The 20,421-nt window shown below is 66.3% G+C and carries 11 protein-coding genes; 2 read left to right on the top strand and 9 right to left on the bottom strand.

Annotated elements, in window-relative coordinates; translation table 11 throughout:
- Positions 1-13: 13 nt before the first annotated feature.
- The 3 genes from M2432_RS22035 to M2432_RS22025 all read right to left on the bottom strand — a co-directional run bounded on the left by M2432_RS22035 (position 14) and on the right by M2432_RS22025 (position 11,880).
- On the bottom strand, positions 14-9,277 hold the full coding sequence (locus tag M2432_RS22035) for a type I polyketide synthase (RefSeq protein ID WP_280828972.1): 9,264 nt from the start codon (positions 9,275-9,277) through the stop codon (positions 14-16).
- Positions 9,278-9,811: 534 nt separating this feature from the next.
- Entirely contained in the window at positions 9,812-10,537 is a 726-nt protein-coding gene (locus M2432_RS22030; protein WP_280828971.1) for a DUF1906 domain-containing protein, read from the bottom strand.
- An 83-nt stretch (positions 10,538-10,620) separates the two neighbouring features.
- Positions 10,621-11,880 carry a low temperature requirement protein A gene (locus tag M2432_RS22025; protein ID WP_280828970.1) on the bottom strand — a complete coding sequence of 420 codons (1,260 nt, stop codon included), beginning with the start codon at positions 11,878-11,880 and terminating at the stop codon, positions 10,621-10,623.
- 89 nt (positions 11,881-11,969) lie between these two features.
- Between M2432_RS22025 and M2432_RS22020 the strand changes: the two genes are divergently transcribed.
- On the top strand, positions 11,970-12,680 hold the full coding sequence (locus tag M2432_RS22020) for an IspD/TarI family cytidylyltransferase (RefSeq protein WP_280828969.1): 711 nt from the start codon (positions 11,970-11,972) through the stop codon (positions 12,678-12,680).
- A 6-nt stretch (positions 12,681-12,686) separates the two neighbouring features.
- On the opposite strand, the gene M2432_RS22015 is transcribed toward M2432_RS22020, so the two are convergent.
- The 6 genes from M2432_RS22015 to M2432_RS21990 all read right to left on the bottom strand — a co-directional run bounded on the left by M2432_RS22015 (position 12,687) and on the right by M2432_RS21990 (position 19,485).
- Complete coding sequence (locus M2432_RS22015; protein WP_280828968.1) at positions 12,687-13,325, bottom strand: 2-C-methyl-D-erythritol 4-phosphate cytidylyltransferase; 639 nt, start codon at positions 13,323-13,325, stop codon at positions 12,687-12,689.
- A gap of 52 nt (positions 13,326-13,377) precedes the next feature.
- A complete protein-coding gene (locus M2432_RS22010; RefSeq protein WP_280828967.1) occupies positions 13,378-14,058 on the bottom strand; it encodes a twin-arginine translocation pathway signal in 681 nt (226 codons plus the stop codon).
- The gene (locus M2432_RS22005; protein WP_280828966.1) at positions 14,055-14,927 is read right to left on the bottom strand and encodes a hypothetical protein; all 873 of its coding nucleotides are present in this window, start codon (positions 14,925-14,927) and stop codon (positions 14,055-14,057) included. Before M2432_RS22005 ends, M2432_RS22010 begins: the two co-directional genes overlap by 4 nt.
- A gap of 165 nt (positions 14,928-15,092) precedes the next feature.
- Positions 15,093-16,544, bottom strand: a complete 1,452-nt coding sequence (locus M2432_RS22000) for a FadD3 family acyl-CoA ligase (protein WP_280828965.1) — start codon at positions 16,542-16,544, stop codon at positions 15,093-15,095.
- 2 nt (positions 16,545-16,546) lie between these two features.
- Entirely contained in the window at positions 16,547-17,737 is a 1,191-nt protein-coding gene (locus M2432_RS21995; protein WP_280828964.1) for an amidohydrolase family protein, read from the bottom strand.
- A 125-nt stretch (positions 17,738-17,862) separates the two neighbouring features.
- Positions 17,863-19,485 carry an AMP-binding protein gene (locus M2432_RS21990; RefSeq protein WP_280828963.1) on the bottom strand — a complete coding sequence of 541 codons (1,623 nt, stop codon included), beginning with the start codon at positions 19,483-19,485 and terminating at the stop codon, positions 17,863-17,865.
- Between the two features lie 54 nt (positions 19,486-19,539).
- Here M2432_RS21990 and M2432_RS21985 point away from each other — a divergent pair, with 54 nt between their 5' ends.
- Positions 19,540-20,331, top strand: a complete 792-nt coding sequence (locus tag M2432_RS21985; RefSeq protein ID WP_280829056.1) for an enoyl-CoA hydratase/isomerase family protein — start codon at positions 19,540-19,542, stop codon at positions 20,329-20,331.
- Positions 20,332-20,421 lie beyond the last annotated feature (90 nt).

The raw sequence follows: 20,421 nt of genomic DNA, 5'->3' as shown, positions 1-20,421 counted from the left end.
ACTCCGCAAGGGCTCACGGTCGGCGGTACCAGCCGTCCTCGCCGAGGCGCGACTGCGGATCGAGCAGCATGTCAGCCTCTTGACGCTTCTCCGGCGAATCGTGGTTGAAGCGCCGGTCGGCGGGCCGCTCGTACAGCGGACGACCGCCGGCGATCGCCGATGCCAACCGGTGCTGACCGGCCAGTACGCGCTCGCCCGCCCGCCGCAGGTAGTCGTCCCGCTCGGCCGGATCGAGTGCGGCCACCAGCGCCTGCGGGTGCACCAGCGCGATCATGCCCGACACGTGACCGAACCCGAGGCTGGTCACCAGACCGGCCTTGAGCGGCAGCTTCTCACCGAAGCGCAGCGGCTCACGCACCCAGACGAAGTGGGACGCATGTGCCAGTTCGTCGTCGACGCAATCCAGGCTGCGGTTCGGCGGGATGATGCCGTCGCGCAGCACCTGGCACAGGCCCAGCATCTGGAACGCGGCCGCGCCACCCTTGCTGTGCCCGGTCAGGCTCTTCTGGCTGACGATGAACAGCGGGTTGCCCGCCGACCGGCCCATCGCCGCGGCCAAGCGCTCGTGCAGCTCGGTCTCGTTCGGGTCGTTGGCCAACGTCGAGGTGTCGTGCTTGGAGATCACCGCGATGTCATCCGGCGTCACACCCAGCTTGGCCAGATCGCGCACCAACTGCGACTCGCGGCCGCCGCGGCCGGCACTCAACGCACCAAGGCCGGGGGCCGGGATCGAGGTGTGCACACCGTCACCGAACGACGAAACATAGCCCACCACAGCCTGAATCGGCAGACCCATCTGCACCGCGAGGTCGCCGCGCGCCAACAGAACCGTGCCACCGCCCTGGCCTTCGACGAACCCCAGGCGACGGCGGTCGTTGGCCCGGGAGAACTTCGAGTCGCTGATGCCCTTGGCGCGCATCATCTCGGTGTCGGCGGTGGCCGCCATGTCACCGAAGCCGATGATGGCCTCCAGCGTCAGGTCGTCGTAGCCACCGGCGACCACGAAATCGGCCTTGCCCAAACGGATCTTGTCGACGCCTTCTTCGACCGACACCGCGGCCGTGGCGCAGGCGCCCACCGGGTGGATCATGGCGCCGTAGCTGCCGATGTAGGACTGCACCACGTGACCGGCGATGACGTTCGGCAGGACTTCCTGCAGGATGTCGTTCGGCTTGTTCTTGCCCAGCAGGTTGCCGTGGTACATGGTCTGCATCGAGGTCATGCCACCCATGCCAGTGCCCTGCGTGCAGGCCACCATGCTCGGGTGCACCCAGCGCATCAGTTCGTCCGGGCTGAAGCCCGCCGACAGGAACGCATCGACGGTGGTGACCAGGTTCCACAACGCCAGTCGGTCGATGCTGCTGACCATGTCCTGCGTGACGCCATAGACCTTGGGGTCGAACCCGGTCGGCACCTGCGCACCGACGGTCCGCGACAGCTTCACCTTGCGCGGAACCCGGATCTCGGTGCCGGCCTGACGGGTGACCTGCCAGTCGGCGCTGTTTGGTACCGACGCAATGACGGTGTGCTCGGGGTCGAACTGAACGAAGGCTCGGGCGTCGGCCTCGGACGACACTACGAAGGTGAAGTCCTTGTCCAGGAACACCGAAACCATCAGTGGCGACGCATGATCGGGATCGATCGCGCCGTCATCGACGAACTCGCGGATGCCGATTCGCTCCAGCAGCGTGTCCTGGTAGCGCTCGACCAACTCGGACTCGTCGACCATGTCACCGGTCGCGGTGTCGTACCAGCCCGGCTTCGGGTCGTCCTCCCACTTCACCAGCCCGGTGGTCCAGGCCAGCTCCAGGACGCCCGCGGCCGACAGCTCACCGGAGACCTCCATCTCGAAGCGAGTGCGCGACGAGCCGTACGGGCCGAGCTCGGCACCGGAGACCAGCACCACCATGTCGGCCGGGTCGATGTCCAGATCGGCCCACTCCGGCGCCGGTGCGGCCTGGTAGCCACGCGGCGGTGACGGCAGCGCCGAGATGGTCCCTTCGACATCGTCTTCGACCGCCGAAGCCGACTCGGCCACCATGTCTTTGCGAGCATTGGCAGCCAGCTCGGCCATGTCCAGTTCGATGTCGCCCAGCCCACCGGTCAGGTCGACCTGGATCGGCTCGCGGGCGGCGGCCACCTTCGATTCGATGTTGCACAGATCCAGCAGCATGGCCGCCATCTCGTCGGTGCTGTAGGTGGTGACGCCGGCTTCCTCAACGGCTGCCACGATCGCATCGTTGTGGCCCATCAGGCCGGTGCCCTTGGTCCAGCCGATCAGTGCGTGTGCCAGCGAAACCCGTTGCGACCAAGAGGTTTCGGCCTTCCAGCGAGCGACCACCGCGTCCAGCGCCGCCTTCGCCTCGCCGTAGGCGCCGTCACCGCCGAACATGCCGCGGTTGGGCGAACCCGGCAGCACGACGTGCAGTCGCGAGGCGATGTCGCGCTCGGAACCGAGATGCGACAGCCCGCCGATGAGCCGTTGCACGGCCCACAGCAGCACCTTCATCTCCATCTCGGCACGCGCACCGGCCTCCGACAGGTCGCCGGCCACGCGCGGTGCAGCGAACGGGAACAGCAGCGTCGGGGTCTGCGCGTCCTTCAGGTGAATCGATTGCGGCCCAAGGCTTTCGGACTGCTCATTGCCGACCCACTCGACCAGCGCATCGATGTCGCTGTAGGAGGCCATGTTGGCCGGGATCACCCACAGCTGCGCGCCGAAGCGGGCATGGTCGCGGTACAGCGTCCGGTAGAACGCCAGCCGATCGTCGTCCAGCTTGGAGGTGGTCGCGATGACCGACCCACCGCCGCGCAGCAGCTGACCGACCACCGATGCAGCGATCGAGCCCTTGGAGGCACCGGTGACAACAGCCACCTCGTTGGAGTAACGACCCGGCTCCGGGTTCTCCGCACCGGCGGCGGCCCGCCCGTACAGCGCCGCATGGATGGTGCGGCCCGCGGCCAGGGCCTTGCCCTGCCACCAATTCGCCTGGGTCGCAACGATGTGTCCGGCACCCTCGAAGCTTGCGGACAAGCGTGCCCAGTCGCCATCGATCTCGTCCTCGCCGAGCAACCAGATGCGCGCGAGATCCTCACGGGCACTTGCCCACCGGTCGTCGAACAGGACCGCCTTGCGGCCGTCGAAGACCGGTGCGACGACCCGCTGCCAGTCCGAACCCAATTCGGCGGTGACCAGATCGACCAGCTCCGAATCGGTCGCCTCCGGCAGGCTGACCGGGGCGTTGAGACCCAGCTCGCCCAGGATCAGGCGGGCAGCCGAGGCCAGCACACCGTCAGGTCCGGTGACCTGCTCGGCGAATTCGTTCAGCGCCGCCGAGTCCACGACACCGCCACCGGCACCGCCGGCCGACGGCAGCGACACCGCGATACCGCGGCGTGCGGCGACAGCCGAGACCGCAGCGTCGATGACCCGATCGACCGAAGCCGCGTCGCCGAGCGCGCCGTCATGCAGCCCGCCGAGATCGCCGCCACGGACACTGGAGCCCTCGCGGGTACCCAGGGCCAGTTCGACGGTGGCGTGCTTGGCCCAACCCTCACCCAGCTCCCAGGTCTTGGTGACCCGCTCGGTGATGTAGGCCGGACGCTTGCCCGACGGGCCGAGCACGCTGCGCAGCTGGTCGTTGATCGCGTCGGAAAGCACTGGGCCGAAAGGCTTGTAGGTGCGAGCCAGCTTGGTGACCTGCCCCTTGAGGCCGGCCAGGTCGGCTTCGGCGGCACCGTCGATGGCACCCAGGTTCAGCTCCGAACCCAGGTCCACCAGCAGCTGGTTACGCCGCGACGACGCACCGTCGGTGATCGACTCGATGGAATCCAGCGGCTCGATCTGGTCGAGACGCATCTTGGCCGACAGCGCGATCAGCGCCATGGTGGCGTCCGAAGCGTCGTAGCCGATGTCCTCCGGCCGGGGTCCGCCAGAAGGAGCGGCCGGCGCGGCGGCCGGAACCGGTGCTGAGGCAACGGCTTCCACCGGAGTCGTGTCGGCTTCCGGAGCGGCAGAAGCGATGTCGTCCTCAGGTTCCGGGTCGGTGTCCGTGGCGAACAGCACGGCGGCGTCCCGCTCGGCATTGAGCACCTCGGTGGTGCTGTGCGAGTACTCGGGCAGCTTGAGGGTGTTGGTGGCCAGGCCGGCAACCGTCGGGGCGGCCTTCACACCGATCTCGACGAACCGCTCGACACCCAGACCACCGGCGGCCTCTTCGATGAACAGCAGGTCCTGGGTCTCGATCCAGCGCACCGGGCTGGCGAACTGCCAGGCCAGCAGCTCAATGACGACCGTGCGGCACAGGTCGCTCGGCTTCTCGTTGATCCAGGTGTCGTAGTCGGCCAGGATCTCGTCGAGCGGCTCGGCCGGCACCAGGTCGCGGATCTCCTGGATGAAGTCCCGGTCCAAGGTGAACAGCCTCGGCACCAGGTTCGGGATGTACTTGCCGACGATCAGCGCCGGGTCCTGACCGCGCGGCATGACGCGCTCCAGCGAGCGCCGGAAGTCGGCGACACCGACCCGCAGCACCTCGGAGTGGAACGGCACGTCGATGCCGGGGACCATGATGAACGACCGCTTGCCGCCACTGATCTCGCGACGGCGCTCGATCTCTTCCTCCAGCGCCTCCAGGCCGCGCACCGTGCCGGCGATCGCGTACTGCGAGCCGCGCAGGTTGAAGTTCACGATCTGCAGGAACTCGCCGGTCTGCTCGGCGATGGCGGCGACGAAGTCGGTGACATCGGCGTCGTCGAGGTCGATCTGCGACGGCCGGATTGCCGCCAGTCGGTAGTCGGACCGGCCGCGCTCGTCACGCGGCACGATGTCGTGCATCTTGCTGCCGCGGTGGAACACCACCTCCAGCAACGCATCCAGTTCGTACACGCCGGACACGCAGGCCAGTGCGGTGTATTCGCCGACCGAGTGACCGCAAGCGATTGCGTCCTCGACGAACGCGCCCTGCTCGCGCATCTCGGCGACCTGGGCCGCGGCCACAGTGGCCATGGCGACCTGGGTGAACTGGGTCAGGAACAGCACGCCGTCCGGGTGGTGGTAGTGCACGCCGCTGGCGATGATGCTGGTCGGGTTGTCCCGGACCACATGCAGCACCGAGAAGCCCAGGGTGTCGCGGGTGAACTTGTCGGCGGTGTCCCACACCTTGCGGGCGGCCTTGGAGCGGGCACGGACCTCCATGCCCATGCCCTTGTGCTGGATGCCTTGGCCCGGGAACGCGTAAACCGTTTTGGGAGCCGCCAATTGGGCGGTCGCCGCCATCACCAGCTCGCCGCCGACCTTGGCGGTGACCTCGATGATCTCGGCGCCGCGGTCGATACCGACGCGGTCCACCCGGAAGTCGATCTCGTCGCCCGGCAGCACCATGCCCAGGAAGCGCGCGGTCCAGCCGATCAGGCGCGCAGGCGGGGTGGCCCTGCCGTCGGTCGCGGTGACCACGTGCTGGGCCGCGGCCGAGAGCCACATGCCGTGCACGATGGGCGATTTCAGCCCGGCCAGCAGTGCGGCAGCCCGGTCGGTGTGGATCGGGTTGTGATCACCGGACACGACGGCGAAAGCACTCATGTCGGTCGGCGCGGCGATGGTGACGTCGCGACGGCGACGGCGCGGGGTGTCGGTGGCGTTGTCGGTGATAGCGCCGCCGGCCCGCACCGGGTCGGTCAGCTCAACAGCCCCGGTACGACCGCGGATGGCGAAGCGCTCTTCGAGCGTGGCCAGAATCGTGCCGTCGCCGGGATCACCGGAGCTGATGGTGACCGAGACCGGGACGACCCGGCCCACCTCGGTATCCACCGCGGCCGAAGCCGTTGCGGTGACGGTCAATTCAGCACGCTCGGCGGGCATCGGCGCCAGCAGATGTGCGGCGTGGTCCAGGTGGACCAGGCTCAGCAGGCCTTCCACGACCGGGAAGCCGTCTTCGGTGACAGCCGATCCGATGACCGAGAACACCGCCGGCCAGCAGCGGCCGACCAATGCATCGGGCACCAGGGTCAGGCCCGGAGCCAGCGGCGCACCGAACGTCGCGGTGACGCCGGTGTGGTCGGCGACCTCCTCGGGGTCCCAGTCGACCGTCAGCGTCGAGGTGTTGTCGACAACCTGCGGCAGCGCATCCACGCTGTCGGCACCCGCGGCGATGGCCAGCACGGCACGCATCGCGGCGGTGGCGTCCTCGGTGGTCACCACCGGCATACCGCCGTCGACGGTGGCCGACGGCAGGGTGAAGCGGATGGTGATCCAGATGTCCGACAGTGGAACGTTCAGCACCACGTCAGCACCGTCGAGCTCAAGGCGCGCACCCGTGGAAGGGTGTGTGGCCGAACGGTTTTCGTTGACCTGCCACTCCGACGGCGCGCCGATGCGGTGGACCGGGTTGATGGCGGTGCGGCCGGCCCACAGCACGTCGGGTGAGTCCAGCACCACGGCTAGCGGACCGGTGCCGCCGGCACGAGCCTGACGGCGGGAAACCACGGAGACCGGCGCCTCACCCTTCGCCACCAGAGCAGCTACGACCTCTTCGATGCAGGCCTGCTCGAAGCGGTCCAGCAGTTCACCGACCGGCTCATCGACCCGGGTGATACCGGCAACGGCCTGGGTACCCGGGATGATGCACACCTGGTCCGCGGTGTAGCGGGCATCGTGGGCCTGCCACAGCGAGTCGCTGCGCCACCAGCGGCGCACGTCCTTGTCGATCACCGGGACGAAGTTGACCGGCTTGCCCAGGGTCTTGCACAGCGTGACGAAGAACGGGGCGTCGGCCGGGTGCAGCCGCAGCGTCTCGGCCTCCGGGTAACGGGCCAGCAGTTCGGCGATGGAGCGCTGCGGATCCTCAAGCAGCGCTTCGCCTTCCGCGTTGGCGCCGAACAGGGTGTCGATGGGGCCGGTGTCGGCGGCATTCAGCCGGGACTCGGCACGCTGCAGCATCTCCTGGAAGCGGTCCCGCCAGGTGATGTCCACCCACGGCGAGTGGTCCTTCTTGGTGTCGGCGGTCGAATCACCGTCGCCGATGGCCAGTTCCACATAACGCTGCAGCCACTGCAGGTAGGTCATGTCGGCCACGTCGCCGAAGTACGGCTTGGCGGTGTTGGCCATCGCGGCGATGATCTCGTCACGGCGCTCCGCGACGGCATCGGCGTCACCGGCAACCTCGTCCAGCAACCGGCCGCACCGCGATGCGGTGTTGTCGATCTCGTGAATGTCGGCACCCAACTGGCTACGGCCAGAAGCCATGCCGCCCTGGGCTTTTCCGGCGCCGACCCACTGATCGGTGCCCTTGGTCTCAACCAGCAGCTGCTTGACCGCCGGGGAGGTGGTGGCCTCCAGGGTGGCCATGGCGGCGGTGCCGACAAGGATGCCGTCCACCGGCATCAGAGGGAAGCCGTAAGCCAAGGCCCAACGGCCGGAAAGGTATTCGGCTGCCCGCTCCGGGGTACCGATACCGCCACCGACGCAGATGGTCAGGTTGGACTGCTTGCGCAGGTCCGAGTAGGTGCTGACCAACAGGTCGTCGAGGTCCTCCCACGAGTGGTGACCGCCGGCGCGGCCACCCTCGACGTGGACGATGATCTCCTTGCCCGGGACCTCGGCGGCGATCTTGATGACCGACTTGATCTGGTCCACGGTGCCCGGCTTGAACACCACGTTGGTGATGCCGATCTCGTGCAGCTCTTCGATCAGCGCGACGGCTTCTTCGAGCTCCGGGATGCCGGCGGTGACGACGACACCATCGATCGGCGCGCCGGACTGACGGGCCTTCTGCACCAAGCGCTTTCCGCCCACCTGCAGCTTCCACAGGTACGGGTCGAGGAACAGCGAGTTGAACTGGATGGCCCGGCCCGGCTCGAGCAGCTGGGTGAGCTCGGCGATGCGGTCGTCGAAGACCTGCTCGGTGACCTGACCGCCACCGGCCAGCTCGGCCCAGTGTCCGGCGTTGGCGGCGGCGGCGACGATCTTGGCGTCGACGGTGGTCGGGGTCATGCCCGCCAGCAGGATCGGCGAGCGGCCGGTCAGGCGGGTGAACTTGGTGGACAGCTTGACGGAGCCGTCGGGCAACTTGACCGCGGACGGCACGTAGCTGGACCACGCGGGCGCCACCTCGGGCGCCGCGCCGACGGTGAACAGCGAGCGCTGACCGGCGCGGGTGGCCGCGGGCACGATGCCGACGCCGAGGCCGCGGATGATCGGCGAGGTGAGCCTGGTGACGGTGTCACTGGGACCCAGATCGATGATCCAGCGGGCGCCGGCCTCGTGCAGCCGCTCGATCTCGGAGACCCAGTCGATGGGCTTGATGAAGATGGACTCGGTCATGTGGTGCGCCAGCTCGGTGTCGATACCGATCTTGGCTGCCCAGCGGTCGACGACCTCGATGCCGTCGATCAGCCGCGGGGTGTGGAAGCCCACCTCCACCTGAACCTGGTTGAACACCGGCTCGAACACGCTGCCGCCGCGCAGCTTGTTCTTGCGCTCGGCTTCGTCCTTCTCGGTGATCTTGTTGCAGTACAGCTCGAACCGGGCGAGCTGTTCGGGGGTTCCGGTGATGACGACGCTGCGGCGGCCGTTACGGATGGACAGGACCGGCGGCAGGACGGTCCGCACGTCCTGGGAGAACTCCTCCAGCAGTTCGGCGATGCGTTCCGGATCGGCGTTGGTGACCGACACCATCGGTGACTTGTCGCCCCGGCCGACCATCCCACGGCGGCGCGACACCAGAGAACCGGCTGCGCCGATCAGCTGCAGCAGCGCCAGCAGCTCGGCGTCGCGGGTACCGCCCGCCTTCAGCGACTCGGCGGCGATGATGCCCTGGGAATGTCCGGCGACGGCAACCGGCGGGGTGCCGGTCAGGTCCAGGCCCTGGCGCTGCACGGCGCGGATGGCGGCCATCTGGGCCAGCAGGATGCCCGGTCCGGAGATCGCGGCGGTGGTCAGTTGCTTGGCCGACGGCAGCGGCTCGTCAGCGGCCAGCGAGCGCACCCACTGCATCGGCTCGAAGCCGATCGGCCGCACCACCACCAACTCCCGGGCGACGGGCTCCAGCAGCAGAGCCGCCTCGCCGGCGATTTCGTTGAGTTCGGATTCGATGCCGGCCGAGCTGACGAGCTCTTCGAGGTTCTCCAGCCACGAGGCGCCCTGGCCCCCGAATGCGATCGCGTAGGGCTCTCCTGCGTTGAGTTGGTCGACGAGGGCGCGGGAGCCGCTCAGGGCGGCGCTGGGAGCCCCCTGTGCGTTGGTTCGGCCGCTGGTCACCCGGTGGTGTTCGTTGATCGTCACGTCATCTTCTCCCTCGCTACCGCGCGAACCGCTCGCCTGTACTAGCTGTGTCTGGGTAGTCGGCCCCGGGCCACGCGATGCGGCGTCGAATCGCGTCAGGCCCGTGCCGCTCGGTGCGCCGCGTCATCGCAGAGGCACCCGGCAGGCCGGGCCGACTGCAATAAGAGTGTCATAAGATTCGACCTCTCCTTGAGCCCGGATTCGGTTACTGGTGGGTTCTACGGACTGGTAACCACCACGTTGGGTAACACGGCATCACAAATCGGTCTCCGGCATGCAGAACAAATGTCCTGCATGCAGGTGGTTACGGTCGAGTAGCAACAACCTCGCAGATCAAAGCGGTATTGTTATCAAATCGTTATCATCGATGTGGCGCCGGAGCGACCCTACTTGCGGGTAATAAATAAATCGACGTCGAACGGCGACAGGGCCGCAGAAAGTGTCTATACGGCCGGTAAGTTCGGTATACAAATGTTTGCCGAACCAACGGCCACCGTCCGCCCGTATCCGACCGCCAGCTAACTAGATGCGCGGTCAGTCCCACTGACCGAACTGTGGTTTGAGGATGTTGTTGAGGTCCACACCCACGCCACCCACGTGTTGCTTGTCAATCTCCACCTGGTACAGCGCCGCGGCCTGATGTGGAACCCCGCCAGGAGACCCCCAGTTGTGCTGCCAGAAGAACGAGCCCAAACCGTCCTGCAAGGCCCACTCAATGGTCTTGGAGTTAGCGTACACCCCGACTCGCTGGTGCCCCAGCACCGATTCCCAACCCTGCAGATACGGCGCGACCTGGGCTTTGTACTGCTCAGGGGTCGGATCGTCATCGATGGAGGCGTAGATCGGCGCACCCACCGGGCCACCTGCAGCCGTGTGCAACTGGAACCCCCGTTGGGCGTGCTGCACCCCCGCGGCCTGGCCACCGAGCCAGTCGGCGCTGGACGCCTTGCCGAACTGGTAGCACGAGACGATCTTCATGCCGTTCTGGTACAGGTCGCGCGCCTCGGGCAGCTGAATCGGCTTACCGAGCATCCACTCACCGCCCGGTCGGCGGTCCGAGACGTACCGGATGGCACCCACAGCACCCGCGGCTCGCAGATCAGCGGCCTTGATGACACCGGCGGCGTAGTCCAGCAACACTCCGTATGGCACTGCAGAGGCAGTCGCCGCGTCGATGATCGATTGCAATCCGGCACCCAGCCCCAGAGCTGCGGGCGCGGCAGCGGCATATTTCAGCACATCACGCCGGGAAATCGACACGTACCTCAGAATATGACAATTGCCCCTTACAAACCGTTAGCGCCACTGGTCACATGGGCCACAACTCCCCCAGCTGCTGGGACTCAGGCCTCCCGCTCATGTGCCACGGCAGCCGCGGCATGCCGGTGCCCGATCAACTCGAACCCCGCCACGCTCACCAGCGGAGCCAAGCTCGCCACCAGCAGACAGACCGCCATCGGCACTCCGGCTGACGCCAGCGCCACCGCCGCCACCAGCACCGCCGCGGTCAGCGTGAGAAGTAGCAGGTGGAGCTGGTCAGCCGACCTCAGCATCAACCGGTACAGCAGGTAGACCAACACGATGTAAATGCCGACCGGAATCACCACGGTCACCACGCTCGCTACCGAACCAAGCGCCGAGTGGTGCTGGATGAAGTAGGCGGCGGTGTGCAGACCGGCACCCGTCGCCACGATCGCCCCGTAGACCGGCATCTGCAGGTAGCCGAACCAGAACGAGCGCTCGCGGTGGGCGTGTAGGACGTCGGCGGCCGGCACCATGAAATACACCCACCACATGCCGAAGGTCAGCAGCGTGCCAGCGACCGCGAGCAGCACCGCATCAGCGGACCACCCGTGCTCGCCGATCACGGCAGACAGCGTGGCGACCGTGCCGACCACGCCTTCGCCGAGCGCGATGATCGCCAAAAGGCTGTACCGTTCGGCGATGTGGTGCGCGTGCCAGGGCGTGCCGCCGCAACGGGCCTCGGCCAGCCAGGGCCCGGTGAGTTCGATAGCAATCAACACGACCCAGATGGCCAGCGTCACCGGTACCGACGTCGGCAGGAACACCGTGCCGATCCAGCCAAGTTGCACCAGGGACACAATCGTGACGTAGGTCAGTGCCGCCGACCGACGGGTGGGGTCCTGCCGCGCCGCCCGTAACCACTGAGCTACCAAGGCAATTCGCATTACCACGTAGCCCGCCACCAGCACCGCATTGTCGACGTGCCGACCGGCTTCGACCGAGTCGTAGAACGCCGGCAGACTCAAGGCCAGGATCAGCACGCCGACCATCTCGACCATGGTCATCACCCGGAACACCCAGTCGTCGGTGTCATACGCCGAGGCGAACCAGGTGAAGTTGATCCATGCCCAACAGACCGCAAAGGTCGCGAACAGGAAAGCGGTGATGCCGGCACCGACGTGGCCGGCCGCCAGCATGTGGGCCAGTTCCGATGCCGCGACACCGAAGGCGACGGTGAAGGTCAGGTCGAACAGCAGCTCCAGCGGTGTCGACACCCGGTGCTTCTCATGCGGATCACGGCCACTCATCGGCCGCAGCCGATGGGCCGCCACCGTCGGGCGAGGATCAGGCGCACTCATGTTGTTGTGTCCCTTCGGGTACCACGTGTCCGGCGGCTCAACGGTAAGCCTCCCGCACCCGAGACCCGACCGCCCACTACCGTGAACGCGTGTCCGACATCCCGACTGCCGTGGGCGTGGTGCTTGCTGCCGGAATCGGCTCACGGGTGGGCGCCGACGGCAACAAGGCGTATCTGAAGTTGGCAGGGCGCAGCATGGTCAGCTGGTCGGTGGCAGCGGTGTCCGCGACGCCGGAGATCGCCCGCACAGTCCTGGTTTTCCGCCGCGGCGAACAACAGCAAGTTGAGCTTCTGCTGGCCGACGAACTTCCTTTCGCTGCAGTCGAATTCGTCGAAGGCGGCGACACCCGGCACGGCTCCGAGCTGAATGTGCTGGACCACCTTGCCGAAGATATCGAATCCGGATCGGTCGATGTGGTGCTGATCCACGATGCCGCACGACCGCTGGCCGACCCGGCGCTGATGACCGCTGCCGTCGCCGCTGCCCGGACCCACGGCGGAGCGATTCCGGTACTGCAATCCGGCGACGTGGTGCGCACAGCGCCCGACGGTCGATTAACTCCGATCAGCGAATCTCTGGTCCGCGTGCAGACGCCCCAGGCATTTCGGGCTGCGCCGCTGCTGCAGGCCTATCGCGCTGCGGAAGCTGTTGGGTTCGATGGCACCGACACCTCGTCGTGCGTGGAGCGTTTCACCGACGTCCGGGTCCACGCGATCGCCGGCTCTGCACAGAACTTCAAGGTGACCTTCGCCCACGACGTGCAGGTGGCCGAGCAGTTGCTCAGCCGGCGCGGCCCATAAGCCGGCTCAGCCGGCGGTCACAATCGCTTCGATGAGCCCCCGGTCGTGCGCCAGATCGACGACGAACGCATTCGGATCGCCGTCGACCGTGCCCACCCGCAGATCCGTCGGCACCACCTCGACCGTCGGGGCGGCGAGCATCTTGCTAAGCGCCGCTACCGTGTAGCCGCGTGGGTACTGCACCACGGCCAGCTCGGAACGATCCACATTGCCCAACACAACACCGTGTGCGGCAACGGTTTTCACGCTGTCGGTCATCGGCAGCGTCGGCAGCACGACATCCCACTGCTGGAGTCCGCCCACCACCCGGCCCGCCACCGCGGCCGGAGCCAACGGATACCGGACATCGTGAATCAGTATTTCGTCGGCGCAAATCGGTTCCCGCGCAACATATTCCACAGCGGCGGCCAGACAATCGCGAAGGGTACCCACGGGGACGGCCAGCACTGTGACGTTGCCGAGGCCATTGGCCGCAAGACAGTCCCGGGCCGCGGCAACCAGTAATTCCGCAGCCGCAACAACGACAGGGGCGATGTCGCCGACGGCTCGCACGACGCGCACCAAAGCCGCTGCACCGGCGATGGGGGCGCTGAAGTCGGCTGCGTCGAGGTCTGCCGGCAGCGCGACGATCGCCGAAGATGTCACCACGTCACCCTATCGGGACGCAGAGCGCGACAAGTGCCTGCCGCGCATCGACCTACACCGGATCGAACGCCGAGATCAGCCAGTTCCCGTCGACCTTCGTCATGGTGATTTTCACCGCGCTCTGCGCGAAGGATCCGTCCGGGTTTTCCTTGCTGACGGTGGTCTGGTTGATGAACGCGAGCACCAGCGCCGAATCGGGATGCAGGTCCGACACCGCTGCCTTTGCGACGGTGGCCTGTGTCTTGACCGACTTTTCCTTCACTGCCCGGGTCACCACATCGTTGGTGAACTTCGTGTAATAGTTCAGGAAATCGCCGGTCAGATGAGACTTCGCGGTGGCGAAGTCCTTGTCCATGGTTTGCGGAGCGTACGAGAGCATCGCCACCGCGCCGTCGGACGCGGCCTTGACCACAGTGCTGGACACCGCGGCGTCAGTCTGCTGGTCCGGTCGGTACTGGGCGAAGTACACCCACGCCGCAAAACCGGCCGAAGCCACCAGCAACACAGCCATCAAGACTGGGACCAACCAGCGTGGCAGCCTGCCACCCGACTGATCGCCGGCGATGGCCGAATCCTCGTCACTGGCGGCCGTGTCTGAATCTTCACCGTCGGCGGCCGTGCCGGAATCCTCGCCCTCAACGAGCGCGGTCGAATCCTCGCCGCCCGATGAATCGGTCAGTTCTTGCGCGGTCGATTCCTCATCGACAACCACGGCGTCTTTCTCGGAGGTCACGGCACGAACTCGACTTTCGCTAGCTTGATCTGGCCGCCGTCACGCGCCACGTCGACGCTCAGGCGCCAGGACCGCGGCTGCTGATCCTTACTGGCCGCATTGGACACCTTCGTCGTCACCGCCACCAGCACATTCGCGGTGTCCTGCGTCATCGACTGAACTGCCGTGGCATTCACAGTGGCCTCGGTGATGGACTTCGACGATTCGGCGACCTTGATGAAATCGCCGGCCTGCGACTCGAAGTCCTTCTTGAAGTCTCCAGTGGTGTCGTCGATGATCCGCTGCACGTCTCGCTTGGCGTGGTTGAAGTCCAGCGACATCAGGTTCACGACGCCCTGCGCGGCGGCCGCCGCGAACTCGGCCCGGTGCTGCTTGTCGGCGGCAGTCTTCTGATGCTGCCACATCATCCAACCGCCGGCACTGATCAGCCCCAGGGACAGCACGACGACAAGCGTGGCGCCGATGACGGGCAGAATGCCACGCAACCGAGACTGTCCCGGCCGGTCGGTAGCCCAGTTCTCGGGAGCCTCGACTTCGTCTACAGCCGCGGTCTCATCGACTGCTTCGGTACTGTCGTCGGGTTCAGTCGTCGATTGGGACTCGGACTCAGCGGCAGTCGCTTCGGACTCCGTCGGGGCGGGTTCGACCGTCGGCTCAGCAACCGCTTCAGCGGCGGCCCGTCGTAGCCGGATGGCCTTGGCCCGGGCACGCGCGGCGGCAGCCATCGCCTCGGCTTCGGCGGCCTCCGCCTCTGCCTCATCGGCGGCGAAGACCAGCGCATCGGCCGAATCCGGTGCCAGCGTTCGCTCGTTCTGCAAATCCACGTCTTCTACATCCAATGTGGGCGTCGCCTTATCGCGGGACGGCATCGAAACCTCCTATCCGTTCAGCAAGGCGCTTAGTGAGAATGACATTATCACTTTTGCGATATGCGGCCGAACATACTCCATGTTACTGGACCACAAAAGGTCAGCTGTCCAGCGGAAATGATGTTTACATGCTGTTCGAACGCTCAGCCAGTGGTCTCCCAGCGGCTAACGCAGCAGGTCCTTCATCACCTTGCCGGTCGCATTAAGCGGCAACTCGCTCCGGAACTCTACAAACCTCGGCACCTTATAGCCAGCCATTCGCTCGCGGCTCCAGTCGATGAGCTCATCAGCACCGATGCCGCCGTTCTTGCAGACTACGAACGCCTTGCCGACCTGGCCCATCCGCTCGTCAGGCACCCCGATGACCGCGGCCTGCGCGACCGCCGGATGCTCCAGGAGGAATCCCTCGATCTCGGCCGGGTACGCGTTGAACCCGCCGACGATGAACATGTCCTTCTTGCGCCCCACGATCTTGAGCCGCCCCGACGCAGTGAACTCACCCAGATCGCCCGTGTGCAACCAACCGTCGGCGTCGATGGCAGCGGCAGTGGCGTCCGGGTCGTCCAGGTAGCCCTGCATAATGCTGTAGCCGCGGGCCAGCACCTCTCCGTCGTCGGCAACACGGACCTCGACGCCCTCGCACGGCACGCCGGCCGTGGTGGCCACGTCCTCGAAGGAGTCGCCGCGCAGCGACAACGTGACATTGCCGGCCTCGGTCAGCCCGTATCCGGTCATCAAAGTCTGGAACGGCAGCTCATCGTGGATCCGGCGGACCAGTTCCACCGGAATATCGGCGGCACCGGTGACGCCCGCCCGCAAGGAGGCCAGTCGGGACTTGTCAGCCACCGTCAGCAGCGAGTGATACAGCGTCGGCGGGCCGGGAAGCATCGTAATACGTTCGGCCTCAATGAGATTCACGACCTGATCGATGTCGAAAACCGCGACCGGCAGCATCGTGGCACCGCGTAGCAGCGAAGCCACCAAACCCGCCTTCAGCCCGAAGGTGTGGAAGTACGGATTGATCATCAGGTACCGGTCACCCTGGCGCAGGTCCGCCAGCGTCGCCCATTCCTCATACATCCGCAGGGTCTGGCCGTGGTTCATCATGGCGCCCTTGGGGCGGCCGGTGGTACCCGAGGTGTAGATGACATCCGAGATGTCGTCGGTGCTCAACCACTCCGCGGGCTCCTGGTCGAAGGGTGCCGCACTGGTCAGGAAGCCCGACTTCAGGTCGATGGTGGGCACGCCCGGAAGCTCGTAATCGGTACCCAGGAAGCCCTTTTGCACCAGGAGTGCTTTCGCGCCGCTGCGAGACACCACATCAGCGGCCTCGTCGGCCTTGAATCGGGTGTTCACCGGCACCAGCACGCCGCCTGCGGTCATGATGCCGAACGCGGCAATGATCCATTCAGCCGAGTTGGGCGCCCATAGCGCGACCCGGTCGCCCTTCTCGATGCCCAACCCGGCGAACGCGCCCGCTGCGAGGCGGACGCGTTCGGCGAGTTGATTGAAAGACAAGCGCAGCGGACCGTCGACTACAGCTTCAGCGTCACCGAACCGATCCGCCGCGCTCAAGACCATCTCAGGGATGGTCTGCCAGGTTTGTTGCAACGACACCCTTAGACGGTGACCAGGCGGCCCAGGTTGCCACCCATGATCTTGGCCTGGTCCTCGATGGCGAGGTGCTCAAGCGCGGTGATGTAGTGGGTCGGCTCGGCCAAGCCCTCCGGGTGCGGCCAGTCAGAGCCGTACAGCACCTGGTCGACGCCGATCAGATTGATCAGGTCGTCGATGCCCTCCTCGTAGAACGGGCTGACGTAGATGCGGTTCTTGATCTCCTCCATCGGGTTGCCCAAGAACGCCTCGGGCGCCTTCTTGTAGACCTCGGACATGGAGTCCAGCAGCGGGAACATCCACTTGGAACCGGCCTCGACGACACCGACCTTCAGCTTCGGGTGCCGGAACAGCGCACCGTGGATGACCCACGAGGCCACTGCGTCCTGGATGGGGCGCCACTCGTTGAGGATGCCCATGGCGTTGGTCTGGAACGGCAGCATCTCTTCCACCGAGCCGTCCCACTCCGACGTGTAACGGGAGTAGCCGCTGTCCGAGGAGTGCATGCCGACAAAGACGTCGTGATGTACGCAGCGCTCCCAGAAGGGGTCGAACTCGGGCAGCGCGAACGAGCGCGGGCCGCGGAAGCCGGGCACCGGTGCCGGACGGACCAGGATGGCGCGGGCGCCACGCTTGACGGCCCACTCCAGTTCTTCGATGGCCTTGTCGACGATCGGCAGGGTGATGACCGGGGTGGTGAAGATGCGGTTCTGGTAGTTGAAGCCCCAGACGTCGTCCAGCCACTGGTTCAGCGAGTGGATCAGGACGTGGATGGTGACCGGATCGTCGCGCAGCCGCTCCTCGATGAGGCTGGCCAGGGTCGGGAACATCAGGGTGCGGTCGATGCCCAGCTCGTTCATCAGCTCCAGGCGCGGGCCGGGCTCGAAGAAGGCGGGGATGGACTTCATGGGCTCACCGAACAGCTCACGCTTGCTCTTGCCGTCGGGGTTACCGAACTTGAAGTACTCCTCCCAGGCGCCAGGCTTGGCGACAACCGAGAAGGTGGGGTTCGGGATGTAGTTGCTGATCTGACCGCGGATGGCGATCTTGGTGCGGCCGTTGACCTCGACGTACTGGACGACGTCCTTGTACTCCTTGGGCAGGTAGGTCAGCAGCGCCTCCGGCGGCTCGTACAGGTGGTTGTCCGCGTCGAACAGCGGGAATGGAATGTCGACCCGGTGTGACAGTTGACCCATGAGATGCTCCTTTTCGGTTCGTGAGAATCATATTCTCATTCGGGTGTAGTGGCAACACGCCGGGTCCCGTTTTACGGCTATTTCGACCGTGTTTTCACCCAGTTGGTACGAGCATTACCGCAGGTTCAGGCCGGATTTGCGGCGAATTCCTGTCGTACTTTGAATTTCTGCACTTTGCCGCTGGCGGTGCGCGGGTAGTCCTGGCCCTCCGGAACCTCGCGAAGTTCCTCCGGCCACTTCTGCCGCGCCGCCCCGACCTGCTCGAAATGCTCGCGCACCCGCTGCAACGTCGGCATCGTCTCCCCCGCCCTCACCCGAAGCACCGCCGCCACCCGCTCGCCGAGCCGGTCGTCGGGTGCAGCCACCACCACCGCCTCGGCCACCTCGGGCATGGCCAGTAGAACTTCCTCGACCTCCAGCGCGCTGACGTTCTCGCCGCCCCGGATGATCAGGTCGGTGGTGCGGTCGGTAATGGTCAGGTAGCCGTCGGCGTCCAGCACCCCGATATCGCCGGTGTGGTACCAGCCCTCGTCGTCAAAAGCCTTGGCCGTCAACGCCGGATCGGTGTAGCCGAGACACAAGTCGGGTCCTCGGGACAGGATCTCGCCGTCCTCGGTCAGTTTGATCTCCACACCCGTACGCGCATTGCCGTCGGTGTAGAGCCGTTTGGATTCGGGCGCGGTGGGTCCCGATCCGGTGATCGACGGGTGTTCGGTGCTGCCGTACGAGCGGAAGACGAACACGCCCATGTCGTTCAGTCGGCGGGTCACAGCAACGGGCACCGTCGAACCACCCAGGCCGGCAGTGGTGATCAGCTTGCGATGGCTGTCGGTGCAGTCCGGATGGTCCAGCAGGCTGGTGACGAAATACGGCGGGCCGCCACCGATCGAGACACCGTCGGAGGCCATCAGCGCCAGCACCTTGGCGGGGTCGAAGACGTCGGCCAGATCGATGGGCGCCCCTTCGAGCACCGGGATCAGGAAGGCGCCGATCATCCCGATGAAGTGGCCGATCGGTGTGGCAGTCAGCTGCCGACCACGGCCCGGCGGATAGTTGGCCAGCAGCTGGCGGGTTTCGAACGTCAGCGTCTGGTGACTGTGGATGACGCCCTTGGGGTCGCGCGTCGTACCGGAAGTGAAAGCGATCAGCGCCGGACCGGCCGGGTCGGCGGGCAGCGTGCCGGCCATAGGTTCATCGGCCAGCACGTCGGTGAAGTCCAGTTCAGGACCTTCCCCCGCGGCGCCGACCAAGACCACGATCGGGACCTCCGCACATAGGTCGCGGTGGAATTCCATCCGGCCGAAGCGCTCGGTGGTCACGAGCACCCGCGGTGCCGCCACCTTCAGGATGTGGCCGACTTCCTTGCGGCCGTAGAAATGCACGATCGGCACCACGATGGCGCCCAGCAACGCGGCCGCCCAGAACGTGGCCGCGGCCTCCATCCAGTTGGGCAGTTGCATGGCCACCACGTCGCCGGCGCCGACGCCGCGGGCCCGCAGTCCGGCGGCCAGTCGGCGAGCCACCAGCTCGACGTCGGCGAAGGTGCCCGCGTAGGGGCGCACCTCCGAATGCACCCAGAATCCGGTATCCGGCGCTGCCTCCAGACCGCGCGCAAGCAACTGACCCAGTGTCTCGGGGACCCACCAGCCCTCGGCGACGTACCGTTCGGTGAGTTCAGCGGGAACATGGCGTACCGGTGCAACGACGCCCGGTGCCATCAGATGTGGGGTTGGACCAGGATTTTGCATGGACTGCCGACCACCTCCGAGCTTGCCGACGACCGCCGGACTTATCGACCGATGATGCTATTCTCCGGCTGCGAGAATGCCAATACCGAAGATGGAGAACCACCCTTGTCCGACGTCCGGGTGACCCACGAAGCCGACGGTGCGCTCGCCGTCATCACCATTGACCGCCCGCAGGCTCGCAACGCGATATCGCTGGGCACCATGGATCAGTTGAATACCGCGTTGGACACGGTGTTCGCATCGGGAGCCAAGGCCCTGGTGGTCACCGGCGCCGGTGACAAGGCCTTTGTTTCCGGCGGGGATCTCAAAGAACTGGCCGCGCTGCGCACCGCAGACGAGGCCGCCGACATGGCTCGCCGGATGCGCGGCATCTGCGACCGCATCGCCGGTTTCCCCGGACCGGTGGTCGCCGCCCTGAACGGCCACGCCCTGGGCGGTGGCGCTGAGTTCGCGGTGGCCGCGGACATCCGGGTGGCCTGCGACGACATCCGGATCGGCTTCAACCAGGTGACGCTGGCGATCATGCCGGCCTGGGGCGGTGCCGAGCGCCTGGCCGCACTGGTCGGCCGGGGCCGGGCCCTGATGCTGGCCGGCAGCGGGACCATCCTGGGGGCCGCCGAGGCGCTACAGGTGGGTTTGGTCGACATGGTGGTGCCACGCGCCTCGTTCGAAGCCGAATGGCGTTCGCTGGCAACCAAACTCGCCAGCGACGCCGCTGACGAGATCAAGCGGGTCATCGCGGGCGTCACACCCGAGGAGGCCATCTCGGCATTCGCCACGCTGTGGGTACACGAAGACCACTGGGCCGCCGCCGACAAGGTGATGGCCCGCGTCAGCAAGGGCTAGCTGTACTCGGCGGTCAGGTTGGTGACAGTCGGCTGATCGGAGGTTGGTCTCCGATGGCTGAGTGGCGGCGTTGATTGTTGTAGTACTCGA

Source organism: Mycobacterium sp. OTB74, from assembly GCF_029892685.1.
GTDB lineage: Bacteria > Actinomycetota > Actinomycetes > Mycobacteriales > Mycobacteriaceae > Mycobacterium.
Note: the sequence above shows the minus strand (reverse complement) of the source record. Positions and strands in the feature narration are given on the sequence as shown.